This window comes from Pseudobutyrivibrio sp. C4 (genome assembly GCF_900111635.1).
In the GTDB taxonomy this organism is placed as follows: Bacteria; Bacillota; Clostridia; order Lachnospirales; family Lachnospiraceae; genus Pseudobutyrivibrio; species Pseudobutyrivibrio ruminis.
Window position 1 is genome coordinate 137,605 of record NZ_FOHF01000003.1, and the last position, 22,069, is coordinate 159,673.

23 protein-coding genes, 1 tRNA gene and 1 riboswitch are annotated in these 22,069 nt (G+C 38.4%); of the genes, 16 read left to right on the forward strand and 8 right to left on the reverse strand.

What is annotated here, in order from left to right; genetic code table 11:
* Position 1: 1 nt before the first annotated feature.
* Complete coding sequence (locus BMY66_RS07165; RefSeq protein ID WP_090394674.1) at positions 2-865, reverse strand: DMT family transporter; 864 nt, start codon at positions 863-865, stop codon at positions 2-4.
* A gap of 185 nt (positions 866-1,050) precedes the next feature.
* Between BMY66_RS07165 and BMY66_RS07170 the strand changes: the two genes are divergently transcribed.
* From BMY66_RS07170 to thiC, 10 genes are all read left to right on the forward strand, one after another.
* Positions 1,051-1,593: a TetR/AcrR family transcriptional regulator C-terminal domain-containing protein gene (locus BMY66_RS07170; protein WP_177175609.1), complete on the forward strand. Its 543-nt coding sequence runs from the start codon at positions 1,051-1,053 to the stop codon at positions 1,591-1,593.
* A 130-nt stretch (positions 1,594-1,723) separates the two neighbouring features.
* Positions 1,724-2,167, forward strand: coding sequence for a MarR family winged helix-turn-helix transcriptional regulator (locus BMY66_RS07175; RefSeq protein WP_090394676.1), 444 nt, complete (start codon positions 1,724-1,726; stop codon positions 2,165-2,167).
* 258 nt (positions 2,168-2,425) lie between these two features.
* Positions 2,426-3,514, forward strand: coding sequence for a radical SAM/SPASM domain-containing protein (locus tag BMY66_RS07180; RefSeq protein WP_090394677.1), 1,089 nt, complete (start codon positions 2,426-2,428; stop codon positions 3,512-3,514).
* 43 nt (positions 3,515-3,557) lie between these two features.
* A riboswitch (TPP riboswitch) is annotated at positions 3,558-3,662 on the forward strand.
* Positions 3,663-3,732: 70 nt separating this feature from the next.
* Positions 3,733-4,362, forward strand: coding sequence for a thiamine phosphate synthase (thiE, locus tag BMY66_RS07185; RefSeq protein ID WP_090394678.1), 630 nt, complete (start codon positions 3,733-3,735; stop codon positions 4,360-4,362).
* On the forward strand, positions 4,359-5,138 hold the full coding sequence (thiD, locus tag BMY66_RS07190) for a bifunctional hydroxymethylpyrimidine kinase/phosphomethylpyrimidine kinase (protein WP_090394679.1): 780 nt from the start codon (positions 4,359-4,361) through the stop codon (positions 5,136-5,138). Before thiE ends, thiD begins: the two co-directional genes overlap by 4 nt.
* A 16-nt stretch (positions 5,139-5,154) precedes the next feature.
* On the forward strand, positions 5,155-5,349 hold the full coding sequence (gene thiS, locus BMY66_RS07195; protein WP_044938118.1) for a sulfur carrier protein ThiS: 195 nt from the start codon (positions 5,155-5,157) through the stop codon (positions 5,347-5,349).
* Positions 5,350-5,985: a sulfur carrier protein ThiS adenylyltransferase ThiF gene (gene thiF / locus BMY66_RS07200; protein ID WP_090394680.1), complete on the forward strand. Its 636-nt coding sequence runs from the start codon at positions 5,350-5,352 to the stop codon at positions 5,983-5,985.
* A 20-nt stretch (positions 5,986-6,005) separates the two neighbouring features.
* Entirely contained in the window at positions 6,006-6,773 is a 768-nt protein-coding gene (locus tag BMY66_RS07205; protein ID WP_044938489.1) for a thiazole synthase, read from the forward strand.
* Between the two features lie 8 nt (positions 6,774-6,781).
* Positions 6,782-8,035 (forward strand): 2-iminoacetate synthase ThiH, encoded by a 1,254-nt coding sequence (thiH, locus tag BMY66_RS07210; RefSeq protein WP_090394681.1) that lies wholly within the window; start codon positions 6,782-6,784, stop codon positions 8,033-8,035.
* A gap of 12 nt (positions 8,036-8,047) precedes the next feature.
* On the forward strand, positions 8,048-9,355 hold the full coding sequence (gene thiC / locus BMY66_RS07215) for a phosphomethylpyrimidine synthase ThiC (protein WP_044938111.1): 1,308 nt from the start codon (positions 8,048-8,050) through the stop codon (positions 9,353-9,355).
* Here the strand turns inward: thiC and BMY66_RS07220 are convergent.
* From BMY66_RS07220 to BMY66_RS07230, 3 genes are all read right to left on the reverse strand, one after another.
* Complete coding sequence (locus BMY66_RS07220) at positions 9,352-10,620, reverse strand: transglutaminase domain-containing protein (RefSeq protein WP_090394682.1); 1,269 nt, start codon at positions 10,618-10,620, stop codon at positions 9,352-9,354. The two genes, thiC and BMY66_RS07220, sit on opposite strands and share 4 nt — an antisense overlap.
* 93 nt (positions 10,621-10,713) lie before the next feature.
* Entirely contained in the window at positions 10,714-11,949 is a 1,236-nt protein-coding gene (locus BMY66_RS07225; protein WP_090394683.1) for a sensor histidine kinase, read from the reverse strand.
* 1 nt (position 11,950) lies between these two features.
* Positions 11,951-12,625 carry a response regulator transcription factor gene (locus BMY66_RS07230; protein WP_090394684.1) on the reverse strand — a complete coding sequence of 225 codons (675 nt, stop codon included), beginning with the start codon at positions 12,623-12,625 and terminating at the stop codon, positions 11,951-11,953.
* A gap of 164 nt (positions 12,626-12,789) precedes the next feature.
* On the opposite strand from BMY66_RS07230, the gene BMY66_RS07235 reads away from it, so the two are divergent.
* Entirely contained in the window at positions 12,790-15,048 is a 2,259-nt protein-coding gene (locus tag BMY66_RS07235) for a hypothetical protein (protein WP_090394685.1), read from the forward strand.
* Between the two features lie 47 nt (positions 15,049-15,095).
* Here the strand turns inward: BMY66_RS07235 and BMY66_RS07240 are convergent, their stop codons facing one another.
* A complete protein-coding gene (locus tag BMY66_RS07240) occupies positions 15,096-15,869 on the reverse strand; it encodes a histidinol-phosphatase (RefSeq protein WP_177175610.1) in 774 nt (257 codons plus the stop codon).
* Between the two features lie 70 nt (positions 15,870-15,939).
* Between BMY66_RS07240 and BMY66_RS07245 the strand changes: the two genes are divergently transcribed.
* A complete protein-coding gene (locus BMY66_RS07245) occupies positions 15,940-17,247 on the forward strand; it encodes an ATP-binding protein (protein WP_090394687.1) in 1,308 nt (435 codons plus the stop codon).
* On the opposite strand, the gene nudC is transcribed toward BMY66_RS07245, so the two are convergent.
* Positions 17,244-18,092: an NAD(+) diphosphatase gene (gene nudC / locus BMY66_RS07250; RefSeq protein ID WP_090394688.1), complete on the reverse strand. Its 849-nt coding sequence runs from the start codon at positions 18,090-18,092 to the stop codon at positions 17,244-17,246. The two genes, BMY66_RS07245 and nudC, sit on opposite strands and share 4 nt — an antisense overlap.
* Before the next feature lie 124 nt (positions 18,093-18,216).
* On the opposite strand from nudC, the gene BMY66_RS07255 reads away from it, so the two are divergent.
* From BMY66_RS07255 to BMY66_RS07270, 4 genes are all read left to right on the forward strand, one after another.
* Positions 18,217-19,029 (forward strand): TrmH family RNA methyltransferase, encoded by an 813-nt coding sequence (locus BMY66_RS07255; protein WP_074791232.1) that lies wholly within the window; start codon positions 18,217-18,219, stop codon positions 19,027-19,029.
* 22 nt (positions 19,030-19,051) lie between these two features.
* Entirely contained in the window at positions 19,052-19,747 is a 696-nt protein-coding gene (gene cobI, locus BMY66_RS07260) for a precorrin-2 C(20)-methyltransferase (RefSeq protein WP_090394689.1), read from the forward strand.
* An 18-nt stretch (positions 19,748-19,765) separates the two neighbouring features.
* Positions 19,766-20,212, forward strand: coding sequence for a D-aminoacyl-tRNA deacylase (gene dtd, locus BMY66_RS07265; protein ID WP_044938101.1), 447 nt, complete (start codon positions 19,766-19,768; stop codon positions 20,210-20,212).
* A gap of 70 nt (positions 20,213-20,282) precedes the next feature.
* Positions 20,283-20,366 (forward strand) — tRNA-Leu (locus tag BMY66_RS07270).
* A gap of 152 nt (positions 20,367-20,518) precedes the next feature.
* Here the strand turns inward: BMY66_RS07270 and BMY66_RS07275 are convergent.
* Entirely contained in the window at positions 20,519-21,418 is a 900-nt protein-coding gene (locus tag BMY66_RS07275) for a tyrosine-type recombinase/integrase (protein WP_177175611.1), read from the reverse strand.
* Between the two features lie 49 nt (positions 21,419-21,467).
* The gene (locus BMY66_RS07280; protein WP_090394691.1) at positions 21,468-21,842 is read right to left on the reverse strand and encodes a helix-turn-helix transcriptional regulator; all 375 of its coding nucleotides are present in this window, start codon (positions 21,840-21,842) and stop codon (positions 21,468-21,470) included.
* Positions 21,843-22,069: the final 227 nt, after the last annotated feature.

A 22,069-nucleotide genomic window follows, 5' to 3' on the forward strand; every position in this document is an offset into this window, starting at 1 on the left:
TCTATTCAGTTTTTAGATTCATGTACCATCTGAATACGGCAACACCGATAATGATGGCATATCCTGCAATACTGAGGATCGAAGGAATCTCACCAAGGAAGATGATTCCAAGGATTGCAGCAAATACAACCTGTGTGTAATCAAATACAGAAATCTCTTTTGCAGGAGCGTATTTGTAAGCGGTGGTGATTGAGAACTGTCCAAGTGATGCGCTTACGCCAGCCATAAGCAGGCATAGCAGTTGTGTTGGACTCATTGGTGCAAAATCTGTAATTAAAAATGGTAGAGTCACCACACATGAAAAGAACGAAAAATAAAATACAATAACAGGAGTTTTTACACCTTGTTGTCCAAGCTTGCGGACACAAACATATGCTGTTCCTGCGCCAAAGCCACCAAATAGGCCGATGAGTGCAGGAACAGTTTCTGTTATAAGGCCTGTTGGTCTGATGATGAATAATGCGCCAATAAAAGCAATGATAGTAGCTGCGATATCAACACGCTTTGGATATTCCTTCAAAATAAAAATAGAAAGAATAATAGCAAAGAATGGTGATAGCTTATTTAGCATGTTGGCGTCGGCAATTCCTAATCTATCGATAGCATAGAAGTTTGCAATAAGTCCTGATGTTCCGAAAAAGCATCTTGCAAACAAAGGTGGAATACTTGGCCTTTCAACTTTAATTCCTACGTTGGCCCTTAGAAGAGCTGCGATGGCAACAAACATAGCTACAAAATTTCTAAAGAAAGCTTTTTGCATGGTTGGCAAATCGCCGGAAATACGGACAAAGAATGTCATTAATGAAAAGCCGACAGCGGCTAATAGAATACAAATGATTCCATTGAGTTTGTTATTTTTAGTCATAATGGGTCTCCTAAATCTTGATTATTCCCCAAACATATATCATACAATTAAAGAGTATATCACGTAATATTGATGAATTGTATAGCTAAATTATGTGAATTGCACCTTATAAAGTTGGTATTGAAGTTGCAAGAAAAATATTGGTAAAATAAGCATAGTAGGAAGGGGGAGAGGCTATGCACAGGATGTCAACAAAAGAAATTTTGGCGGAATCTTTCAAAGAGTTGGCAGAGAAAAAGCCAATTAATAAAATTACGATTACAAATATCACTGATAATTGTGGAATGACACAGCCTACTTTTTACAATCATTTTAGGGACAAATATGATTTGATTACTTGGATTTATTTGCAGGAAGCGCAAAAGCATATTAAAAACGTAGGGAAAGATGGCTGGACATGGAAGGATACAATTAGTTGTAATCTTCAGTATTTTATGGACAACAAGTCTTTTATAATCAACGCATTAAAGAATACCAAGGGGATGGATTCTTTTGTTTTTCAGATGGCCAATACAAACCGTGATTTACTTGTAAAAGAAGTGAAAAGTAAATCAGGAAAAGATGAGTTATCTGATGAAATGATGGCATTGATTAAGATGTACGTATGTGGCATATGTCAGTACGTATGTGGCTGGCTATTGGAACCAAATCCAATGCCATGCGATAAACTAGCCGGCATCATACAGGAATTTGCTCCTAGTGAAATACGTCCATTTATTGGCGCTTAATTTTGTAAAATTAAATCAATGCAAAATGATTTAGTATTTGCGTTTAGCTATATCTCGACTTTCTGTAATATCGTTGATACATTATTATTGTACACAATACTAATGTGAACGAATTATAGGAGAGTATAAAATGACAAAAACATCAGATAAGGTTTTATGTTTGGAGAATCAGCTTTGTTTTCCATTGTATGCATGTGCTAAGGAGGTTGTACGTAAGTATAGAAAGCCTCTTGAGGAACTTAATCTTACCTACACCCAGTATATTGTCATGATGGCTTTATGGCAGGCTGGCGATTTGACTGAAGGAGAAATTGGAAAGTGCGTGCATTTGGATTCAGGCACTTTGGCTCCACTTTTAAAGCGATTAGAAAAGCAAGGCATGATTACCAGAGGAAGATCTGAAAAGGATGAACGAAAGCTTGTTATTAAACTTACAGATGAGGGACAGGCATTAAAAGAAAAAGCTAAAAAGGTTCCAGCGCAAATGAAAGGGTGTCTAAATCTTTCAGATGAGGAAAAGACTCAGTTAAAGAAGCTACTGGATAAGGCTATGCAAGGAATAGGTGAAGAATAAAATAGATTTTACAATCTTCACATAGATTTCAGATAAGTAACAGTACAAGTTCATAATGGGAGAGTAATATACAATCATCGCAAGAGCGATAAAACTTTTTCATATATCATTCTCCCAAAAAAAGCTGCTGGCGGGCAGCTTTTTTTACTTTGTATTTATAATTGAAAATGATTATCAACAGGAGTATAATGATTTTACAAAATTGAATCACACACAATTGATGCGACGGGATGATAAGATTATTTAAGAGGTGTATATATGGAAAAGGAATTTGATATTCAAGCGTATATGACAGCTGGTGTAGAGCGAGTTGTAAAGGATTCAATTCGTGCTACTTTGAAAGATCCAGCTGAAAGCATTTTTATGGCAAAGTTTGCATTAGCAACAAAGAAAGCTGCTGATGTTAGAAAGAAATTCAAGGAAGAGGGCTTGCATGTTCCTCCATTCCTAATTGCATCAATCACTAGCAATTGCAACTTACATTGTGCTGGCTGTTATTCTCGTCAGAACGATGCCACAAAGGATTGTGAGCCTGTAAATCAGCTTAGCGATGAACAGTGGCTTACCATCTTCGATGAAGCAGAGGATTTAGGAATCAGCTTTATTCTTTTGGCAGGTGGCGAACCTCTTCTTAGAAAGGGCGTCATCAAGGCAGCTGCAAAGAAGCCTAATATTCTTTTCCCAATCTTTACAAATGGAGTATTCATCAGCGATGAGTACTTTGAGTTATTTGATAAAAACAGAAACCTTGTGCCAATCATGAGCATTGAAGGCCACAAGGAAGCAACTGACAGCCGTCGTGGCGAAGGAATTTACGATAAGCTTATTTCAAACATGGAAACATTCAAAAAGAATGGTCAAATATTCGGTAATTCAGTTACAGTTACTACAGAAAACTTTGACGATGTCCTTTCTGATGATTTTGTATCTATGCTTCAGGGATATGGCTGCAAGGCTGTAATCTATGTTGAGTATGTTCCTGTATCAGATGAGAGCAAGCATCTTGCCCTTAGCGAGGACCAGGAAGAGCAGCTTAGAGCAAGAATTGCCACTCTTCGTGAGGAATATGAGGACATGGTATTCATCTCATTCCCAGGTGATGAAAAGTCATCAGGCGGATGTGTAGCGGCAGGCAGAGGATTTTTCCACATCAATTCCCATGGTGGAGCTGAGCCATGCCCATTCTCGCCATTCTCCGACACAAACGTAATGGACATGGGCCTTCGAGGTGCTATTTCATCACGTCTCTTCCAGGTACTCCAGGCAGGCGACATCCTAAAGGATGACCATGTAGGTGGCTGCGTCCTCTTCGAAAAGAAAGAACAGGTGGAGGCACTTTGCAATTAGGTGTTGATTTTTTGCCACACTTGTAGCATTATATGTAAGGAATTTAATATGAGACGGGAGCTTGTAGACAGGCTGAGAGGAAGGTGTGACCTTCGACCGAGAACCTGATTTGGATAATGCCAACGTAGGGACGCCGATTAATAATGATATTGATATTATGCGGAAGCTATTTGAGAAATCAGGTAGCTTCCGTTTTTTTATGCAAAAAAGGAGGAATAATGGAATTTAATAGCGAGCTTTATTTTATTACTGACAGTACACCTTATGAGCTAGATGAATTCCTGTGGCGAGTTGAGGATGCCTTAAAGGGCGGCGTCACTTTGATGCAGCTTCGAGAAAAAAATCGTACCACAAAGGAATATATTGAACTGGCACAGGCAGTACATGATATTTGCAGAAAGTACAATGTTCCGCTGATTATTGATGATCGTGTGGATGTAATGCTTGCTGTGGATTGCGAGGGGGTCCATTTGGGGGCAGAGGATATGCCACTTGAGATGGCAAGAAGGATTATCGGGCCTGAGAAGATTTTGGGAGCCACTGCCAAGAAAGTGGATGTAGCAAAAGCAGCATATGAGGCTGGGGCTGATTATCTGGGAGTTGGCGCAATCTATCCAACTACTACAAAAGTAAAAACTATCATTACATCCACGGAGACATTGGATGCAATATGCCAGGCAGTTCCTATACCAGTTAATGCTATTGGCGGTTTGAATGCTTCTAATATGGATGTATTAAAAGGAATTGACATAGCTGGGGTATGCGCTGTTTCAGCTATTATGAAAGCAGATTCGCCACGAAATGCTGCTGAAAGTATGAAAAAGAAGTTTAGGGAGATAAAAGGATGAAGGTAGTTTTATCAATTGCAGGAAGTGATAGCAGCGGTGGAGCTGGAATACAGGCAGATTTAAAAACCATGTCTGCTCATAAAGTCTATGGAATGACTGCAATTACTGCGCTTACAGCACAAAATACCACAGGGGTTACAGAGATTGTGGAATCATCGCCACATTTTTTGGAAGAACAAATAGATGCTTGTTTGACTGATATACCAGCAGATGCAGTGAAAATTGGAATGCTTCCATCAGTGGAGCAAGTGCGAGTGGTAGCTAGAAAGCTTAAGGAATTTGGAACAAAGAATATTGTGGTGGACCCGGTTATGGTGGCTACAAGCGGAAGTAGATTGATGGAAAACTCTACCCCAGCAGTGATGGCAAAAATGTTGTTTCCACTGGCTAGAGTTATTACACCCAATATACCTGAAGCCGAAGTGCTAACGGGGATGAAGATAGAAGACAAAATAGATATGGAGCAGGCAGCCAAAAAGCTTGGTGAAAAATATGGATGTGGAGTTCTTGTAAAAGGCGGTCACTGTGTGGAGGATGCTAGCGATGTTCTTTTTGATAATGGATGCGTTACATGGTTTGAGGGCCAGAGAATTGATAGCACCAACACTCATGGAACAGGCTGCACATTATCAAGTGCTATTGCATCGAATTTGGCACTGGGGTTTGACTTAAAAGATTCTATCGTAAATGCGAAGTCATATATTGAAAAAGCTATCGGTGCAAATTTGGATTTGGGAAAAGGAAGTGGGCCACTTAATCATTGTGTGGCCAACTAGAAGGAAAGGAGAAGTAATGGTTTTCTTAAATGGAAAAGAGTATGAGTTAGCAAACAAGACGCTTGCTACTGTACTGGATGATTTTAAATTTGACGTTAGAACTATTGCTGTGGAGATTAACGAAGAAATCATTTCTAAGACAACATTTAATGAGACCATCTTAAAGGATGGAGATGTTGTTGAGGTAGTAAGTTTTGTAGGAGGCGGCTGATTGATACCGACAAAAGATGAGTTCTATAAGGCACTTGTAGATAGACATGGTGCAGAAAATCAAAAAAAATTCGACGAGGCTGTGGTTGCAATATGTGGGCTCGGTGGCTTGGGATCTAATATAGCCACATGTCTTGCAAGGGCGGGCATAGGCCACTTGATTTTGATTGACTATGATTTTGTGGATGTAAGCAATCTCCATAGACAGCATTACAAAATCAATCAGGTTGGTATGAAAAAAACTGATGCAATGGCGGCTAATCTACATGAAATAAATCCATACATAAAGATTGAGACTCATAACATAAAGCTGACAGAGGCTAACACAAAGCCATTGATAGAAAAGGCGGATATTGTCTGTGAGGCTTTTGATTCACCTGAAAGTAAGGCTATGCTTGTTAATCTGGTACTAGAACAAATGCCAGATAAGTATATTCTCTCTAGTTCTGGCATGGCGGGATTTGGCAGTGCAAATGATATAAAGACTAGAAGAGTATCAAAGAGATTCTATCTTTCCGGAGATGGGGTTAGTGATGTTAATGATGGTATCGGATTGATTTCATCTAGAGTGATGGTTTGCGGAGCACACGAAGCACATATGGTAATTAAAATTCTCATTGGAGAATTAGACGCATAAAAATGAAAGAGGAAAATGGAATGGAAAATGACAAACTGGTAATCGGTGGTAAAGAATTTGATTCTCGTTTTATTTTGGGATCAGGAAAATATTCGATGAAGCTTATTGAGGCAGCAACAAAAGACGCAGGAGCAGAAATAATCACTCTTGCAGTTCGAAGAACGAATACCAAGGATGAAGAAAATATTTTGGATTATATTCCAAAGAATGTAACTTTACTTCCAAATACAAGTGGCGCAAGAGATGCAAAGGAAGCAGTGAGAATAGCTAGGCTTGCAAGGGAGCTTGGTTGTGGTGATTTTGTAAAAATCGAGATTATGAGGGATACAAAGTATTTACTTCCTGATAATTACGAAACAATAAAAGCGACAGAAATTCTTGCAAAAGAAGGCTTTGTGGTTATGCCTTATATGTATCCAGATTTGAATGTTGCAAGAGAATTGCAAAATGTTGGAGCTGCATCCATCATGCCACTTGCATCACCTATAGGTTCAAATAAAGGTTTGGCTACAAAAGAGTTTATACAGATTCTTATTGATGAAATAGATTTGCCTATTATAGTAGATGCTGGAATTGGAAAGCCATCACAGGCATGTGAAGCAATGGAAATGGGGGCTGCGGCAATAATGGCAAATACTGCGCTTGCAACGGCAGGAGATTTGACACTTATGGCTTCAGCATTCAAGGACGCTATTGAAGCAGGAAGAAAAGCATACTTGGCAGGCCTTGGAAGAGTGCTTACTCGTGGTGCAGCAGCATCAGATCCACTTACAGGTTTCTTACATTAGGAGGCATCATGGAAAACACATTTTTATTTGATTCAAAGGAATTATCTGCAACAGGGCTAGAGCGCAAGCATCAGATTGAGACAGACCCTTCATCTAGAATCAATCACATGGAATACTTGCCAGGTATGGATATTATTGAGTCGGATGTACGTAAAAACGTAATGGAACATTTTGATTCCTATGATTACAACAAATACACAGCTGCAGATGTCAGAAGAGCACTTGCCAGCGATAAATGCACAATAGAGGATTTTAAGGCGCTTCTTTCTCCAGCTGCGGAACCTTTTTTGGAACAGATGGCCAAGAAGGCACAGCAGGAAACAAGTAAGCACTTCGGAAATACGGTATATCTTTTCACACCAATCTATATAGCCAACTACTGCGAGAATTACTGCGTATACTGTGGATTTAACTGTTATAACAAAATCAAAAGATTAAAGCTTTCATATGAACAGATAGAGCATGAAATGCAGGTTATTGCAGATAGTGGAATGGAGGAAATTTTAATTCTTACAGGAGAAAGTCCAGCTAAATCAGACGTTGAATATATAGGTGAAGCATGTAAAATTGCCAGAAAATATTTCAAAATGGTTGGAATCGAAATATATCCGGTAAACGTAAAGGATTACAAATATCTGCATGAGTGCGGTGCGGACTATGTAACCGTTTTTCAGGAAACATACGATTCTGATAAGTATGAGACACTGCATTTGATGGGAAACAAGAGAATCTGGCCATACAGATTTGATGCTCAGGAAAGGGCTCTTATGGGTGGAATGCGAGGAGTTGCCTTTTCTGCACTTTTGGGGCTTTCGGATTTCAGAAAGGATGCTCTGGCATCAGCCTTGCATGTCTACTATTTACAGCGCAAATACCCTTTTGCAGAAATGTCATTATCATGTCCTAGACTTCGACCAATTATCAATAATGACACAATCAATCCACTTGATGTAGGGGAAAAGCAGTTGTGCCAGATTATTTGTGCTTATCGTATATTTTTACCTTTCTGTGGCATTACAGTCTCTTCTAGAGAGACTGCAGCATTTAGAAATGGAATTGTAAAGATAGCAGCTACTAAGGTTTCTGCAGGAGTATCCACTGGCATCGGCGATCATGAGGAGAAATATACAGGTGAGGAGTCTACAGACCCTTCAGGTGATGAGCAGTTTGAAATATCTGATGGCAGAAGTTTAGGAACAATGTATGTAGACATTTCTGATGAAGGTTTACAACCAGTTTTCAACGATTACATATATGTTTAAAGGAGAAGAATAATGAGAAAATACACAACACAGATGGACGCAGCAAGACAGGGGATTGTTACTCCAGAAATGAAGCAGGTGGCGCTTAAGGAATATCGCACACCTGAGGAAATAATGGAGCTTGTTGCCAAGGGACAGGTTGCTATTCCAGCAAATGTAAACCATAAGTGTCTTAATCCAGAAGGTGTAGGCAGCATGCTACGCACAAAAATAAATGTCAATCTTGGCGTATCCCGTGACTGCAAGGATTACGATATCGAAATGCAAAAGGTTATGGCTGCAGTGGATATGGGGGCTGAGGCCATTATGGATTTATCCAGCCATGGAAACACAGAGCCATTTAGAAAGAAGCTGGTAGATGAATGTCCAGCAATGATAGGCACAGTGCCTATTTACGACAGCGTAATCCATTATCAGAGAGATTTGGCTACATTGACAGCAAAGGATTTTATAGATGTTGTTCGCCTTCACGCTGAAAATGGAGTAGACTTTGTTACACTTCACTGCGGAATTACACGTAAGACAATCGATCAGATAAAGCTTCATAAAAGAAAGATGAACATTGTATCAAGAGGTGGTTCACTTGTATTTGCCTGGATGTCTATGACAGGGGAGGAAAACCCATTTTATGAATACTATGATGAGATTTTGGATATCTGTCGCCAGTATGATGTGACAATATCCCTTGGTGATGCATGCAGACCAGGCTGTCTTGCTGATGCCAGTGATGTGTGTCAGATAGAAGAATTGGTACGCTTAGGAGAGCTAACAAAGCGTGCATGGGCCAAGGATGTGCAGGTTATGGTGGAAGGTCCAGGCCATATGCCAATGGACGAAATTGCTGCAAATATGAAAATTCAGCAGAAGGTTTGTATGGGAGCCCCATTCTACGTACTTGGACCTCTTGTTACTGATATTGCTCCAGGATATGACCATATCACATCAGCAATCGGAGGTGCGATAGCGGCTCAAAACGGTGCAGCATTTCTTTGTTATGTTACACCTGCGGAACACTTGGCTTTGCCTAATCTTGAGGATGTTAAACAGGGAATCATTGCATCAAAGATTGCAGCACATGCAGCAGATATTGCTAAGCATGTACCACATGCAATGGATAGAGATAATGCCATGGCAGATGCCAGACAGTGTTTTGATTGGGACAAGCAATGGGAATGCTCAATTGACCCAGAGACTGCCCAGGCTATCCGTGCTGACCGTTCACCAGAATTTGATGACACATGTTCTATGTGCGGTAAATTCTGTGCCGTTAGAAGCATGAATAAAGCCTTGGCAGGAGAGTACATAGATATTTTAGGCTAATTGCCTTCAAAATTAGGTCCCATATTTCCAGGGCCCATATCATTAGGGGCCATATCATCAGGTCCCATATCAGGAGTTTGGCCTGCACCCATGTCTTCAAAAGGTGCAGGTTCATTTCTCCAATCTGTTATAGGCTCTTGAGGCTCGTTAATTGTAAAGTTGCCCTCAGTTATCTGGCCGCCATTGTTATCAATATCACTCTTTTCTACGGTTGAACCATATACGTTTGTGTAGCTCATAGCTGTTGCTGTACAAGCAGGAAGTTTGCTTCCTAATTCACTTCTAGTGTGGTCATCAGATATAGCTTCATCTGTTAAATTAAAATACGTATATACGGATGAACCATAGCTTTCTGAAATGGAATCATCCCAGGTAAGATCTACATTATAAAAATCCCCATCAACTGAAACTATATTCCATGCATGGTCGCCGCCAGAGGCAGTGCCTGTAAGGTAGTAGCAAGTCAAGCCAGTCTCTTGGCAAATAAGCTGGAAAGCCCTTGCGTATCCGGCGCATACTGTGGAGCCGTTTACAAGTGCCGAGTATGCGCTTTGATTTAAATCAGCGTTTGTGTCATAGGTGGCCAGTTCGCAAATAGCATCATGAATGTATAGTTCTTTTTCGATATCAGAAGAGTATTCGCTTGCAGCAGAAGAAATGCTATCTACAACACTATCGAACTGAGTCTTCGCTGAATCTAACTGGTCACTTGATATTCCGAAACTCAGCTGAACCTGTACAACCGCATTGGATTTGTTATATCCATATTTATAAGATGTGTTGAGCCAGAAAAGCTCAGGATGATCATTGAATACTGAATTGATAGTCTCACTTAGTTCTGTCTCAGAAAGTTCATTTACCAATGTGAAAATCTCAGTATTGTATGCTACCGCATTTGCGTAAATCTGGTTGTAAACAGCCTGTTCCTCGGAAGATAGAAGAGCTCGATAAGGATATGCGGTAGAGTCAAATGTATAATCCTCACCAGTATTAACAGGCGAATCCAGTGAGCTTGAATCTTGCTCAGTGCCAGTGCCCTCCATAGGGCCATTTCCCAAGGTGTGTTCACCACTTGAAAGGTCGGAAGTAGACTGTGCGAAAAAGCCTTTTGCAGCAGCTATGGTTTCGGTAACGTAGGAGATAGTGTCGTCAACATCTATACCTAATAGGGGCATGCATAACACGAATCCTTCTACAAGAATGGCAATGGTAAATGTAATGATTATTCCTTTAATAAAAGATGAAAGCTTTTTTCTTTTTTTCATAATTGACCTCTGTTGTGATATTAAAAAACTATCTGTATTATAAAATCTAAAAAAGAAGAAAGCATCAGGAAAAACCTAAGATTCAGCTAATCGTCACCTAAAATTCAGATTAAAAATTACATTACCATCGATGCAATCCACCCATATTTTGCCTTCATGCTCAGTAGCAATAGCTTTTGCAATAGATAGTCCTAAGCCATAATGTCCAACTCTTTCTGCTCTTGAATAATCAGATCGATAGAATCGTTCAAATATTTTTTCACGTTCATTTTCAGGAATCTCTTCACCTGTATTAGCTACTTTTAGCATTATTTTGCCAGATTCTTCCGTTAGAGTAATATTTATTTTTCCATTAGGCGAACAGTTACTTATGGCATTGTCTATCAGTATAGAAATCAGTTTTTCCATGTTAGTTTTATCGCAAACTTTTATTATGTCATTGGCTATATCATAGTTAAGCTCAAGATTATTCTCATAGGCAGATGCTTCGAAGGGCAGAATATTGGCTAGTACAAGTTCACTTAGATTAACTTCGCTCATTGTTGGTTTGATGTTTTCAAGACGAGCTAAATCCAATAATTGATGAACGATAGTAGACATTCTTTCATTTTCATATTTTATGTTTTCTAGCCATGGATTATTAGGCAAGTTGCGACCAAGAATTTCTGCATTTGCACTGATTGTGGATATAGGAGTCTTTAATTCGTGACCTGCATCAGAAATAAATTGTTTTTGTTTTTCATAGGCGGTTTCTATTGGCTTTACTACCCATTTTGAAAGAATAATTGAAACCATAAGTAAAATTAATATAGATATTCCACCGAATACAATCATATTTTTGATTAAATAAGAGATGGTCAAATCCATAAGAACTGTGTCCATCATGGTTACTAGAATGTAGTCATCCTCTTTTGTAATAAGATAAGTTACAGAATTGCCTTCGCCATAATCCTTGCCAGATTTTAATAGATTTGAGGCATACTCGACTAGCGCTTCATTAGAAAAACCTGATGGAGCATCATTTAAGTATTCAATTACATTACCATCCAAATCGAAGGCTACAGCATAAAAAGTTGAGACCTGAAAGTTATGAAATGAAGTGGTTGGCGTGAAATCATCGGATGCTTTTTGTGGCGAAGGCTGTAGAATGGCAGAATCAGGAAAACCATTTTCATCATAGGCCTTAGCAAACATGTGGAGCATTTCTTTATTTTCTTTTGTTGTTTGAATACGTGTTGTTCCATATATAATACCTAATGTGGAAACTACTATAAAAATAAGGAACATCATTGTAATTACTACTATTCGAATTCTTGAACGTGAAATCATATTAACCTCTCAATTCGTATCCCATGCCTCTTACTGATTTTATTTCTGTAGTTGAGCCTAAGAATTTAAGCTTTTTGCGTGTAAATGAAATATAAACTTCTACATTATTGTACTCGGCTTCATTATCATAACCCCATACCTTTAAAGTAAGTTGTTCTTTAGAAATAATCTGTTCTTTGTTTGTTAGTAAACATTCAAGTATTTTATATTCTTTTTCTGGAAGGCGAATACTTTTATTTGTATTTGTACATGATAGTGTTAGAGATTTTGTGTTTAATGATAAGTCAAATGCCTCTAAAGTGGATGAGATATCCTTTCTATTACGACGAAGGAGGGCTCTAAGTCGTGCCAAGAGTTCTTCGACTTGAAAAGGTTTTGTCAGGTAATCATCTGCTCCACAATCAAGACCAGCTACTTTGTCAAGTACATCACTTTTAGCAGTAAGCATTAGAATAGGAGTCTCTAATCCATTTGCTCTAGCAGATTGTACAATATCAAAACCGTTCATTGATGGAAGCATTACGTCACATATGATTGCATCGTATATATTTGCTATACATGCATCGTAACCTTGAGCACCGTCATATTTAACATCTACTAGGTAACCTTCTTGATGCAGTAATTCACTAACAGCATCTGCCATTCTTTTTTCATCTTCAATCATTAATATTTTCATAGTTTTACCTCATTTGTATTTTAATATTGTACATATTTTTCTTGAAGAAACCTTGAAAAAACATTGTTCAAATAATCTTCACATTATTTCAAGCTTTCTTCAAGGTTCGCAGATTAAAGTACAGGCACAGTCAATGAAAAAGCAATTTTGTAAGGAGGCTTTTAATGAAAAAGAGATTTGTTTCATTTTTAATGGTAGCTGCAATGGCTACTAGTATGGTGGCTTGTGGAAGTACTACAGATACTACAACTGAAGTAACAGCAGAAGCTACTTCTTCAGAAACAAGTGAAGAACAGGCATACATAGAGGAAACTTTAAACTTGGCAAATAATGATGAAGTGACCTGGTCCTACGATTCAGAGGCAGATGCATGGATTATGTCAATTGTATCAGCAGTAGCTTATCCAGAAATTGAGGATGAACAAGGTGTTTCCGTATGTGTTCCCGGTGCATATGTAACAGGAATTGATACTGATGGAGACGGTGAAGCAGATGTTACTACATCAAGCTACTCAGATGCAGTAAACGGTACACTTGTAATTGATTACGAAGCAGAAATTGTTAGTTCAAATGGACAGGTATACACTGCAGCAACTGCTCCTGTAATCGTAAATACAGGTGCAGCAGGATACAGCTCTTCAACAAACACTGAGGCGGCAACAACATATGCATCTGAAGGCTACATCAACATGTCATGTGGTAACAGAGGTAAGAACGATACAGCTACAGATGAAGATGGAAATGAATATTATACAGGTGATGCTCCAAGCTGCCTTGTGGATCAAAAGAATGCTATTCGTTTTGTTAAGTACAATATTTTACTTGGTAACCTTCCAGGTAGCACAGAATACTTTGTTTCAACTGGTGGTTCAGGCGGTGGAGCACATGCTACTATGGTTGCTGCAACTGGTAACAACTCTGATTTTTATGACTATGAAATCGAAGCTGGAGCAGTAGGTGTTTATCAGAATGAGGATGGCAGTTATTCAACATCCGTAACTATTGATGGAACAACATACGAGATTTCAGATGGTGTATGGGGATGTATGGCTTATTCTGCAATTACATCACTATATGAGGCTGATATGGCATTGGCATTTGAATACTATATGGATACAGATTACGATTTTGGCACTGAGTTCAAAGAACAGCTTGCTGAATATCTTTCTGAAGAATACATGGAGTATATCAATGAACAGAACCTTTCTGTAAATGAAGCTGATGTTCAGCTTGATATTAATGGTGATGGAGATATGACAGATACTATTTCTCTTACTATCGAGTATGATGAAGAGAAATATGCAGATACAAATGGATATGGCGGAACATACGTTGATTTCTACTTGGCAGAGTTTGTATCAAATCTTCAGTGGTATCTTGATAATCTGGATTACGCAGAAGGGTGGACTTGGTTTGACGAGGATGGAAATGCTCTTTCTGACGAGGAAGTTGCAGCTATGACATCAGAAGATAAAGCTGAAGCCTTCATTGAAGGTAGATATGCAAAGAGCTCTTCCGGTGGAGATATGATGGGTGGCCCTGGTGAGGGAGCTCCTGAAGGGGCAGGCCCAGGTGGTGATATGGAAGGTGCTCCAGAAGGCGCTGGTCCAGATGGTGCAAGTTCTGATGGTGAATCTGAAGAATCATCAGATAGAAGCTTTGATAATAGCGATGTAGCTGCAAATTCAGCTGGTGATACTATGGATGTTGGTACTCCTGATGAAGGAACAACACAGTCTGCAGGTACAACAATTGATTCGGCAAACTACAGCACTTATGAAGAAATGCTTGAATCATATCAGGAAGATATTGCAGAAATTCAGGCTGGGGATAAATATGGTAATAACATAGTAGATCTTTATAATCCTCTTAATTATATTGGCGATGAAGACACTGACGATGCAACTTGGGTTAGAATTCTTTGCGGTGCATCTGAGGGTGACATCTCAATGTTCAACTCATTGAATCTACAGATTGCTATGCTTTCAGCAGGAATTGATGCAACTATTGATTGGCAGTGGGATGGTGGACATGTACCATCAGAAATCCTTGGGGATAGCCTCTCATACTATGTGGATAAGATGTATGGTGAATATGTAGATGGTGCAGAAACTATTACTAAGGCTGAAGCTGAGACCCAGACAGAGAATGGTGATGCTACAGAAGCAACTGGAACAGATATTTCTAGTTGGGTTGATTACAGTGATACATCATCTGTTTCATTTACAGTAGCAGATGCAGTAAGCTACAGAACACAAGGTGCAAGTAAAACTGTACCAGGATTTGATGTAATGGATTATGGCCAGGAAGACTATGTATTTGGTGACAGTGATTCTGATGCGAGACATTGGAGTGAAAAGCTTCTTGAAGTACTTGAAGAGCATGCAGATGTTTTGTCAGAACTATTTAATTCAGGAAATTAATAACTAATAAAAAAGAACCATCAGGTCAACAGGCCTGATGGTTTTTGTTATTTAATCGAACGAAGAGTACAAATATTGTCTCCGATTGTAATGTTGTGCTTATTCAAGAATGCCATGAACTCAGGGTTAAGCTCTGGCTGGCAAACTGACTGTGGATCGTGAGCGTCACAGCCAATTATAAAGTTGGCCCCCATTTCTGTGGCTAAGTCAAAGAACTTGTCACATGGATAGTTGCGCTTTCCTGTGAAGCCAAGAAGATTTACCTCAAGTGGTATATTTAAATCAATGGATGCAGCAACAAGGCGTTCCATGTGCTTTTTGTAGGTGTTGTCATCGCCATTGTAGTAAATCAAGTCAGGATGTGCCAAATATGTAAACATACCTGTTTGCATTCCCTCGATTGCAGTATCTACGTAATCAATCAAGTGTTGATCATCAGTGGTAGGAGCTCCAGCATAGAAGCCATCAATCTCGTCAGGAATGAAATGCTGCCCCTGAATAATATAATCAACAGGATAGTTTCTGAGCTCTTTAATCAGAGCATCAAAGTATTTTCTAAAGTATTCTACCTCAAATCCTATGTAAATAGTGATATCGTCCTTGTATTCTTCTCTAAGCTTTACAAGTGTATCAACATAGTTTTCTAATTCATCCATACCCATTCTGATGTGTGACTTATAACTGGATGGATATGGCTGTGGTGTGTGATCTGAAAAGCCAAGAATTTTGAAGCCGTTTGCGATGGCAGATTCAATGTATTCTCTTTCGCTGCCAGTGGCATGATTACATCTTGGTGTATGTGAATGATAATTTGCTAACATAAAAGTTCCTCCGACAATTGAACATAATAACACAAAATAATAAAATATGATAATTAAGGAGGATAAAATTATGTACGACAAGATATCACGATTACTCATGTTTGGGGATTTAACAGAGGATACAATTCTTTATCAGCTTGGAAAAGCTATCGATATGGTGGAGTCTGGTGATTATAACAAAAGAGAAGCTACCCGCCAGATTAACGCAATTTCAAAGAAACTTCTTATGCTCGCAACAGATTATGGGTTTGACGATAATCTTTGGCATAATTATTTAACCTTCTACATTATTATGAATGAAAATCCATTTTCTTTAGTTACAGAAAAGACTGATGTTAAGCCTGGTTCTGTTAATCACTTAGTGGAAAATGATTTCAGAATTTTAAAAGAGCTTTTTGACTACGATTTTTCATCTTTGGAAAAGGAGCTAGGCATTGAGTCATTCTCTGTATTTACGAACTACAATTCTGTTAGAAAAAATGAGCAGATGTACAATCGCAATGTTAGTGAAAAAGTTCGAAAGCTATCAAAGGAGCTAGAGGCAGCGGGGGATGAAAAGGAATTCTTTAACGTAATTACGAATTTCTACAAGGCCTATGGTGTAGGCATGTTCGGCCTGAATAAGGCCTTTAGAATAGAGGAGATAGGCTTAAACGACATCAAGTTTGTTCCTATCAACAATATGGATGAGGTTGTGCTTGATGATTTGATTGGATACGAATATCAAAAACAGCAGCTAATCGATAATACGGAGAGCTTTGTTGCAGGCAAAAAGGCGAATAATGTGCTTTTGTTTGGTGATAGCGGTACAGGAAAATCTACAAGCATCAAGGCCATTGTTAATCAGTACTATGATGATGGCCTTCGTATGATTGAGATATATAAGCATCAGTTTAGATATCTATCAAAGATTATAGCCAGCATTAAGAATCGTAATTACAAATACATCATCTATATGGATGATTTGTCATTTGAAGAGCATGAAATAGAGTACAAGTTCTTAAAGGCTGTTATTGAAGGTGGCGTTGAGACAAAGCCAGATAACATTTTGATTTATGCTACTTCAAACCGTAGACATTTAATAAAGGAAACATGGAATGATAGAAATGATCAGACCAACACGGACGACAGACATCATTCAGATACAGTTGAGGAAAAGCTTTCACTTGTTCATCGCTTTGGCGTAACCATCAGCTACTCAAAGCCAATGCAGAGAGAATATATAGATATTGTTCTTGGATTGGCTTCAAGAGCAGGCATCACCATGCCTCAGGAGGAGCTTATTGCGAAAGCAAAGGTATGGGAAATGGAGCAGGGCGGTCTTTCAGGAAGAACAGCCCAGCAGTTTATATATCACATTTTAGGCCAGCAGAATTAATCTGCCAGCTTGTTTTCTTTGAACATTTTCATCATCTCATTTGTGAGGCTGTAGTCGAGGGGCTGTAATTCAATATCCTCTCGGCTCACCCACTGAGCATATTTCAGTTCTGATTCATCCATAGTGATGGTGTCGTCGCCATCCACATCGCAGTAATAACCAAGAAGAATATCGCTGGCGATTCCCCATGGCTGTGATTTGTAGTAGTGGATATTTTTTACTTTTAGTCCTGTTTCTTCCATTACTTCACGTTCAACAGTTTCTTCCATGGTTTCGCCGATTTCTGTAAATCCGGCAACAAGGGCATTGTGAGCAAAACCAGTTTTGTATTTTGTGAGTAATAGTTTATCTCCATTTTTTACACCAACTATTACAGCAGGATTGATACGAGGGTATCGTGTGTGGCCGCAGTTAGGGCAGACTAAAGCACGCTCAGATTTTGAATGCTCATTCTTTGTACCGCATTTTCCACAGAATCTGTTTGCTTCATACCAATCAATCAAATGGATGGCAGTGTATGAAGCAAAAACATAGTGCTTTGGATAGAGATACTCATTTCTGATTTGTCTCATTGTATAGAACTGAAAACCGTCAGGAAGTGAGGTAGTATCAATGTTTGTATCTGTATTGTAAAAGAAATTTTCTCCATCAATTTCAAAGAAGTATAAAGGCTTTAAATCTATTGAAAAGTCTTTCAGACGTGGAAAAGATATGGTTTTGCTATCCTCATCCACTTTCAACAGGATTTTTCCGTCGCTATGAATAATAATTAAATCATCTGGCTTAGGAATAGCGTCAGTTCTATAGCTATTATTAAGTTTGCTTGGGAATATATCTTGAATCATATGTACCTCCAAAAATTGATTTTGTACAATTTATTATGTGCTTAAACTTGAAAATGTCAATGTTATTTTAGTATCACTGTGGTTATGGTAGAATATTATAAATTTGGAATAAACGGTGAAAGATATGATAAAAATTGAAAGTATAGATGATAGCAGAGTAGATATATTTACGAAGTACAATGAAGCTCAGCTATATCATTATTATGAGCCTAATGGAGGCGTATTTATAGCAGAAACTCCAGAGGTTATAAAGAGAGCGCTGGCTAGAGGCGCAGAGCCTATTGCCTTTTTAGTTGAGGAAAAGGCATATGAGTCACAGGTTGTGCAGGAACTTTTGGCAGACCTTGATGAGGATGTGGATGTGTTTGTGGCAGAGCTGAATGCCATCAACAAAATCACTGGATTTAACCTTACACGTGGCGTCCTTGCAGCCTGCAAAAGGCCTGATTTGCCTAGTGTTTTCGAAATCCTTCAGTCATCAAAGCGAGTGGCAATCCTTGAGGATGTTATGAATCCTACAAACGTTGGTGCTATTTTCAGATCAGCTGCCGCATTAGGGGTTGATGGAATCATACTGACACATGACAGCGCAGACCCATTTTACAGAAGAGCGGCCCGCGTTGCTATGGGAACAGTGTTTCAGGTACCATGGACATATTTTGACAAGGGCTCCGATTATGTATCAGCTCTTAAAGGTGAGGGCTATTCAGTTGTATCGATGGCATTAAAGGATAATGCTATATCACTTGCAGAGCCAGTGCTGAAGGAGCAGGAGAAGCTTGCAATCGTATTTGGTACGGAGAGTACCGGAATCAAGCAGGAAACGATTGATGCATCAGATTTCGTTACAATTATTCCTATGTATCACGGCGTGGATTCACTTAATGTTGCAGCAGCTAGTGCGGTTACATTTTGGGAGTTATGTAAAAGAGATTAATAGATTACAGGAGACTTGAGATATGGCTGGAGTTTTATATGGAATAGGAGTTGGTCCTGGTGATCCAGAACTGCTTACAATAAAGGCTGTAAAGGCAATCAAGGATGCAGATGTCATCTGTTTGCCAAGGGCAGAAAAGGATAAATGCAGAGCATATCAAATCGCTCTTCCAGTGGTTCCAGAGCTGGCGTATAAAAAAGTTATTAGCCTTGATTATGAAATGACAAAGGATGAGGCTAAGCTTAAGGAAATGCACGAAAGCTTTTATAGAAAGTATAAGGAGCTTTTATTTGAGGGGTATAGCCTGGCTTTTTTGACTATAGGTGACCCTACAATATACTCAACCTTTGGCTATATTATGAAGCTTGCTAAAAAGGATGGAATAGAAGTAGAAATAGTTAATGGCATCACTTCTTTTTGTGGTACGGCAGCTGCAGCAGGAATACTTATAAGCGAGGCAGATGAAAATGTGCATATCCTATCGGGTCAAGGCAATCTTGAGGAAGAGCTGAAAATGTCTGGCACAAAAATAATAATGAAAAGTGGAAAGAATGTGGTAGCCATAAAGGAAAGACTTGTAGAGATGGAAAATGCCGGTAGTGTTAACGTATTTGCGGTAATAGATTGTGGTATGGAAACAGAACAAATCTTTACCAGCGCCATGACTATTCCAGATGATTCTAGATATATGATGACAATTATAGTAAAAGAAAAGTAAGGTGGGTAGGAGAATAAGATGAAATTTGTAGTTCAAAGAGTTAATGAAGCATCTGTAAAAGTAGATGGAAATGTAATAGGACAAATCGGAAAGGGCTTTTTAGTTCTTATTGGTGTAGCAGATTCTGATACAAAAGAAATTGCAGACAAAATGGTAAAGAAGCTTTTGGGGCTTCGTATATTTGATGATGAAAATGACAAGATAAATTTATCTCTTTCAGATGTAGGAGGAGAGCTTCTTTTAATTTCTCAGTTTACCCTCTATGCTAATTGTAAGAAGGGATATCGCCCATCATTTACAGATGCTGGCGCACCGGATATGGCAAATGAAATGTATGAATACATTATTGAAAAATGCAAGGAACAGTTCCACGTGGAGACAGGAGAATTTGGTGCAGATATGAAGGTGTCTTTACAAAACGACGGTCCATTTACAATCATTTTAGATTCAGCAGAAATCTGCTAAATTTTTAGTAATTTATAGGCCTAGAAAGCCTTGACTTGCTATCTGAAATTCTATAGAATACTAAATGTTCGCAGGAATGGCGGAATTGGCAGACGCGCAGGCTTCAGGTGCCTGTGGTAGCAATATCGTGTGGGTTCAAGTCCCATTTCCTGCACTAACATTTAAAAGCCTTAAAATCAAGTTTTCTTTGTAAAATCAATGATTTTAAGGCCTTTTTTATTATCTGATTTTAAAGCTGAATTTTAAATTTAAAGCTCAGTTTTAAATTGAATTTCCCACAAAATGCACACAACATAATCTAAAAAATTAGACTATGTCTTCCAGAACTGCAGCAGTAACTGCATCAGTGTTCTGAGCATGTCTATAGTGTTTAATCATTACATTAGGTGTAGCCCAGCCACCTACTTCCATAATAGCTGCATCTGACATACCTTTTTCATGTGCAGTTGATACAAAGTAATGGCGAAGTTTGTGAATTGAAAAATGTGGTATTCCTAGTTTAGCTTCCCTGGTACGCATCCAGCTATTAATATTATTAGGATGCTTATTATATAATCCGTTTTGTCGTATAGATTCTAATACCGCATCAGGAACCGGTACAGCTCTATTAGACTGTGCTGTTTTAGGTACTTTAACAACTAGCTCATTTTTATCATCTACAACTACATCTTTGTTTACATAAACAAGATGATTATCAAAGTCAATATCATCCATAGTAAGAGCGCATATCTCACCACGTCTTAAGCCACAGCAAGCTAAAAGCAATGCAGTCTCCATTGTTGTACCTTTAGCTTCATCAAGAAGCCTTCGGATATCTTCTCTTGTAGGTATGTATGGTTCCTTTCTAACCATTAATGGTAAATTCACCCTTAAAATAGTATCAGGCCTAAATTCAGCAAATACGGACGATATAAGAGTATATCTATTTTTAACTGTTTTAGGTGATACTTTACCTGCAGCATCATTTATTACTTTTTGGATATCGTTGTTTGAAATATCATCTATAGGTTTATCCAGAAGCGTATCTGGTAAAGCTTTTACTATAGCTCGATATCCTTTAATAGTTGCAGGAGATAGGATATTAGTTCTTGCATCTATGTAATTATTAATGCAAGCTGCAAAGGTTAGCTTACCATTGTAGTAACCTAACCTATGAGCTAATTCATCCTCAACTTCTTTTTTAGTTGGTTTATGGTCGAAGGTCATAGATAACCTTTTACCATTGACTTGTTTCTGGACTCGATATGAGCCTGAATTAAGCTTTTGTACTTTCATTGAAAAAATACTCCTTTGTAAAAAATGCATATTGGATTAATCTTTCGCACCTTCTATCAATTAGCATTTGTTCTAACTTATATTGACATTCTGGTGAAAGATTAGAAGCCAAACTAGCAATTGAATCTACAGTGTCTTTGCTAGTTCCCATGTACGCATACATGTTTAGATGTAAACAGTCAAACCACTGATACACTTTGTAAAAGGATGGATTAGATACACCAGCTTCCCAATTTTGTACTGTCTGATATTTAACACCTAAATAGTTAGCCATTTCTTGCTGAGTTTTTCCTGCATCAACCCTGGATTTACCTAAAGCGAGTCGTACTTTTTCTTTGATTTCAAATTCTGTCAATTATTTAATTCCCCCTTGTACCTATATTTATTTTTAAGGTACAGCTTGAGTATATAAATTTTTTTGGTAAAAAACTTAAGTTTTACAAAAAGTTAATAAATATTTTTCGTTTATGCTTAAACAAAGGGGGTACATGTTATGAAGGAAGAAATCATTCGTTTAATTCAAAGCATCCAGGATGAACATTTACTGATGCAGATATACGAGATAATTGTCCACTTGATGCC